Consider the following 5,912-nt stretch of genomic DNA (forward strand, 5'->3'; position numbering starts at 1 on the left):
TCACGCGATTTCAACTGATAGTCTGCGCCGCATGAATGACAGCGAAGGATTGATCTTGCAAGGCTGTGGTGGCGATCTGCAGGAATGGCTGGACGGTATCAATGAGATGTTTACCGAAAACGGCATTCTTAAGGATGGCACCAAGTTTCAGAATATCTCCTCCTTCGAGTATGACGGCCTGACCTGTCTGCTCTATCCCTTTGAGGGCGTGAAACTGGACGTCGGAAAACTTGCCATGTGGCGGATACAAACCCATGCAACTTTCGGCGGCACGTGGCTCTCGGATTTTGTTCCGAACCGTTTGGATGGTTTTATCCCGGAAATAGGGCGACCTGCGGATGCGCCGGAAGTCCCTGCACGACCTAAACCGAAAAGGCAACAGGAGCGGTAACCCAAGATGCATTTGTAATAAAGGAGACAGTTATGCCGAATCATTTTATTAAACTCTGGAAACGGGGGATGGCACTGCTGTTGGCAGGAGTTTTGCTGTTCAGCAATCTGAGCGGCTCTCTGGCATTTGCAGAATCCACCCCCTCGCAAGAAACCACAACGGCAACTTCTGAAACCGCAGAAACAGCAGCGGAAGGAGCGCTGAGCGAACAAGCTCAGGCGTTTGTGGACGCTGTTGCGGCGATGAATCGTGACAGCATGGTGGCAGCCAGCAACGCCTGGGGGCTGGCGCATCAGGCATGGATGGCTGACCTGGACAACGCCGTGCTGGAGTCCAAGCTCAATGATGCCATTGCTGCGCAGGAAGAAGCCTGCGCACCGCTGTATGAAGCAGAGGATCTGTATAACCAGATCCCGGAAGCAGAACGCAGTGATGACCGTGTGCAAGACGCCTATGCCGTGTGGGCAGCCATTCTTGCAGCCACCTACGCCGCAATGGAAAACCCGGTTGCTACCGGAGCGGGTGGGGAACCGGATCTGGGCGAAATCACTGAGATGCTTTACGACGATCTGCCGGATGCACCCACCGGAAGCTACATCGGCAGCATGGGGCTTCCCATTGCCACTGGTCAGACTCGTATTTCCGTTTCGGAATGGGTAACAGACTTGTACGACGGTGTGGATGCGCATATCGATGCTGAAGCACTGCACGCAGATGACCTGATCATTACAGTGGGCCGGGAACCTGGAGAAGAATATGCCATCGTTCCCTTGATGGTACAGGTCGAATACCCTGCCAATGGGAGCACATCGGAGATTCTCCTGCCGGAGAACGTGGTTCTCATGGACTTTGAGGGCCAACCGGCAGATGCAGATGAAATCGAATCCATTACCAAGACCGGCTACAAAGAAACTTCTGCTTTTGCCTCCGGTTTCTATGTGAAAGCCGACCATGACTTTTCGGTGGAGTTTCGCTACAGTGCGCAGGATGGCACTGAACTGAGCAAGACCCTGCAGGTGAAATTGGGCGAGAGCAAAGCAACCACGAAAACCGCGGCGAATGCCGTAGCCGGCACCTATGCTGCCGGACCCACACCCCCGTTTACCACCGGTAAGATCACCTCGATCAGCTTCGAAGGTGGAACGTGGCTGGTTTGGTTTAACGGCGTTGAGGCTTACTGCTGCAGCCATGGTCTGAATGGCCAGCCCACGGGTTGCCCAACTTATAGTTTTTCGTATGTGTCGCGGCTGGAACCCGGTCAATATACGCCCGGTAACCACTATGCGAACCAGATCAATATATGGGGCGGGCTGGGGCAGCTTTCGCTGAACCTGCTGGAAGAAAAGCACAGCGGAACGACGGCAGCTACTTACGGTTTGGAGAGTGAAAACGCTGCAGACACAGCATATCGCTACTACGATGACGTTCAGCTGTGGATCATGGCCAACTATCCGAATAGCTTGGCCGCCCAAACCTATCGTGCTTCTGCCCAGGAGCTGTCCGAGCAGGGAACTGATAGCAAGGCCGCTACTTACTCTGGCGAAAACGGATACTATACCTATATCTATAACCCGCCTGCCGGGTATGCCTGGCAGGTCATTGCCATTGTAGGCGAAGAAATTTCGGAGGAGGGTGGCGGTACGGATATCCCGGACGTACCCGACTCCGAATACTATTCCGCAAACTGGGTGGCCCCTGCGCAGTCCGCCAGCGGAAGCTTTGACGTGACCTTCACGATCAACGCCGATAAACAGCAGCTGGAAACCGGCGAGAAGGTAGATGGTGCCAAGATCACTGTGACGCCATCCAAAACGAGCGGCAGTATCGACGGTGGCAGCTGGCAGATGAGCCCCGCCGGTGCGCAGACTATTACCACTTCCGGCCACACAAACGATGACAGCTATCAGAACAACGGCGGCGACGGTACAGTAACCTGGTCGGTGCACTATGAGGTCAGCAAGACCAGCACAACTACGCTTAGCGGCCAGGAAGGCCCCTACAGCAGCCAAGCCGAGGCGGATGCCGCTGCGGATGCAGCCAAAAACGCCGCTATTTCGCAGTTGCAGAACGAAGCGCAAGGCATAGTGGATGCAGCTATTGCAACCGCCCGTGCTGAGCTGGCGTCGATTCGCTTCTCCTACGATGAAGTGGAGATCCCGTATGGTTTCGAGGAATTCAATGGCAGTCTTGGCAGCCACCAGACCATCACCGTGCCTGCTGACAGTTCCAACGACTACATTATGAAGAACGATGAGTGGTCACTTCAGATCAACCTGAAAAAGGTGGACAGCGAAACTGGCCAACAGATTGCTGCCGACGCTGCTTACGAGGTCTATGAATGGGACACCGTGACGCAGAAGTATATCCCGTATGGTGGGTACAATCAGTACACTGTTGTCCGCAATGAGGATGGAACTTACTCTGTCGCAAACGGATCAGCGTATGCTGCCGGTGACCCAATCAAAAGCCGGACAATGTATTACACGCAGCGCAATGAAGGACGATTCCTTATTGTGGAAACCCGTGCCCCCTCTGGCTATTACGGCGATTGGACGGATGTGGAACATCCCGGCACCGCAGGTACTCCTTTGGGCAAGCGGGGCTACTATATCGAAATCACCAAAGCCAACGACGGTAGCGTAATCTGGTTGGACAATACAGATTACAATGCCGACATCGCCTTCGAATACACTGGCGGCACAAAATTGCTGACCTCCGGCGGTGTGGAAGCCACTGTGACGATCAGCGATGAAAAGAAAGATGCTACCCGTGTCTATAAGACCGACAGCACCGGCCTCGCAAACAACGAGGACAGCTACACGATGACTCCGAAGGATGGCAACTTCCGGAATGATCGCGTTTTGGGCGAGATTATTCTGACGAAATCAGATCTGGATCAGCTGCGACAGAATACACCCCGCAGTGCCAGCAGCTCTGCAGTATCCGGTACCGCACCTCACGGTGAAGCCAGCATCGAAGGGGCCGTGTACGATCTTTACGCGGCTGCGGATATTCTCCATCCAGACGGTGTGACCGGGGTGGTTGATTACAGCAAGATTGTGGACAGTAGTGGTAAGCCTATCTGGCATACCACTGTGCGTACCAATAGTGGCTGGGATGAGAGTTATCTTCCCATTCTTGCCAAAGACCATCTGGTGGCCAGCGCCGAGATCAAGGATGGGAAGCTGGTGTTCGGAAACCTTTATCTTGGTCGGTATTATCTGGTTGAACGCGCTACTGGTATTGTCCTGCCGGTGGATACCAACAGCAAGTTCTACATCACCGGACAGTACCCGGAACTGAACCGTGAGCTGGAGCCGACCGGCCAGTATTCTCCCCTGGAACAGTCCGATGGTGAGTATACCGACTATATCTATAAGAATCTATATTCCGCTGTGGCAGAGGGCCGTGCGCTGGACGGCAGCAAAACCTACGATGGCTACTACCTGAGCTACGCCGAAGGGTACCTCTGCGATGAGGTCAATCACTATCAGACCCTGTCCTATGGCGATGAGTCCGGGTATGTGATCCGTGAGAGTGAGCACAGCCTGGATGCAGTGCTGAAGGGCGGTTTTGAGCTGCGCAAGCTGGTGAGCACCACCGGTCCGGGCAGCCCCGCTCCCAAACTGGAAGGCGCGGGCTTCACCATTTACCGCATCCCTGATCTGAGCAAGGCGGATCAGTTTACCCGCAACCCGGACGGTAGCTACAACATCCAGAGCGTGCTGGACGCCTACCGCAAGGACAATTACGATAACGAAACCCTCAAATATGATTTCAGTCAGGAGAGTCAGGCCGTAGCGCGGATGTTTGAGAGCGACACCGATCTGGTGTATGTCTACAATGCGACTCTGACAGAAGCAGGCGACAATGCCAACGGGAGCGGTCTCGGCTGGGTGCCCACCGGCACGACCAATGAGTACCGTCTCGAAGAAATCTTTACCAACGAGGAAGGTGTGTTCCGAGTGACTGGTCTTCCCTATGGGCAGTATCTTGTCGTGGAGTCCACCATCCCGAAAGATGTGTTCCAATGCGATCCCTTTGGCTTTACGGTGGACAGCACTACTCCGCAGAGCGTCATGTGCCAGCCCAACGGAAGTGTGACCGAGCCCAGCAACAGCTACCTGACTTATAACATCCTCGATGAGGAAATGGAAGGTTATCTGAAACTGGTCAAGGTGGATGCCGAGACCGGCAAGGCAGTCAAGCTGGCCAACACCTCTTTCGCCATCTATATGCTGCATGAGGATGGAACCAAAGAGCGCCTGTCCATGGTCGATCCCAGCAGCGGTGATCCGACCGAGAAAACCAACGTGTTCTATACCGACAGCGAGGGCCGCATGAAAACCCCCGAAAAACTGCCCCTGGGCCGATATGAGGTCGTGGAGCTGGAAGCCCCCAACGGCTTCTTCAACGATGAGCAGTATTCGGTGGAGTTTGAGATCTCTTCCGACTCGGTGTGGGAAGTGGTTGGCAATGCTGTCAACGACATGGATGAGTATATCCTTACCCAGGAGTACATCAACCATGAGACCTTGGGCCGGCTGACAATCCGTAAAACGGGTGAAGTCCTGACCGGCTGGGAAGAAGAAAGCAGCGACCAGGTTGACCCGCAGTATAGCGGAGAAGCGTGGCCCGGCCACTTTGTTTACGAGGATCGGCCCATCCCTTACGCCGAATATACCATCACAGCCAATGAGGATATTTACACCCAGGACCATCAGGTCGATGCCGACGGTAACCGTACCCTTTGGTATGCCAAAGGCGATGTAGTTGCAGTTGTACAGACGGGTGACGGTACCAGCGATATCGTTACATTCGCACCCGGCCGCACCAATTCCACCTATGATTTCCTTTCGATTGTCCACGATGGAACCGTAGGCGAAGTGACAGTGACGCTGCCTCTTGGCAGTTACCACATTGAGGAAACCAATGCGCCGTATGGTTATGTTGGCACCAAGCAGAGCTACGATGTGGTATTTTCGTGGGATGTCCAAACCAACAGTGTAGTTATGGCTCAGAGCATTACCTCTACCGATGAGGAAGGCAATGCATCCACGGATACCTTTGAGGTTATCAACGCAGATGAGGCCACCGCCGAACAGGTAGAGGCGCAGGTCCTCAAGTTCTACAACGAGAGGGTCAAAACGGAACTCACCGTCTGCAAGCGCGACGTCAAAACGGATGCATTGGTTGCCGGTGCTGTCTACAACCTGTATACGGTGGATGATATCTACAATGGTTCTGGCGAGCTGCTGTTCCATGCAGGGGATCTGATCGCAACCTCGGCTCCTACCGACTCCGAAGGGCGCACCACGTTCACCTGCGATCTGCCGCTGCGGGGGCTCTACTATGGCATGAGCAACGTGCAGATTCCTGAAAACACCACTGCCAACAGCGGACGCTATCTGCTTCGTGAGCTGCGCGCACCGGAAGGATACTACCTCGACGCATCCGACCAGGAGCTGGCCTTCATCTATGCCGGCAGCAGTACGCCCGTAGTGGAACTTGAGCAGACCTT

1 protein-coding gene and 1 pseudogene are annotated in these 5,912 nt (G+C 54.5%); both read left to right on the top strand.

Going from position 1 to position 5,912, the window contains the following annotated elements; translation table 11 throughout:
• Positions 1-7: 7 nt before the first annotated feature.
• Positions 8-367 (top strand): annotated as a pseudogene (locus H6B10_RS12080) (hypothetical protein); the annotation flags it as partial.
• A gap of 56 nt (positions 368-423) precedes the next feature.
• On the top strand, positions 424-5,912 hold a 5,489-nt coding region (locus H6B10_RS12085; protein WP_275951079.1), incomplete at its 3' end, for a SpaA isopeptide-forming pilin-related protein.

The sequence above is a fragment of the Gemmiger formicilis genome, from assembly GCF_016901605.1.
Lineage (GTDB): Bacteria > Bacillota > Clostridia > Oscillospirales > Ruminococcaceae > Gemmiger > Gemmiger formicilis_B.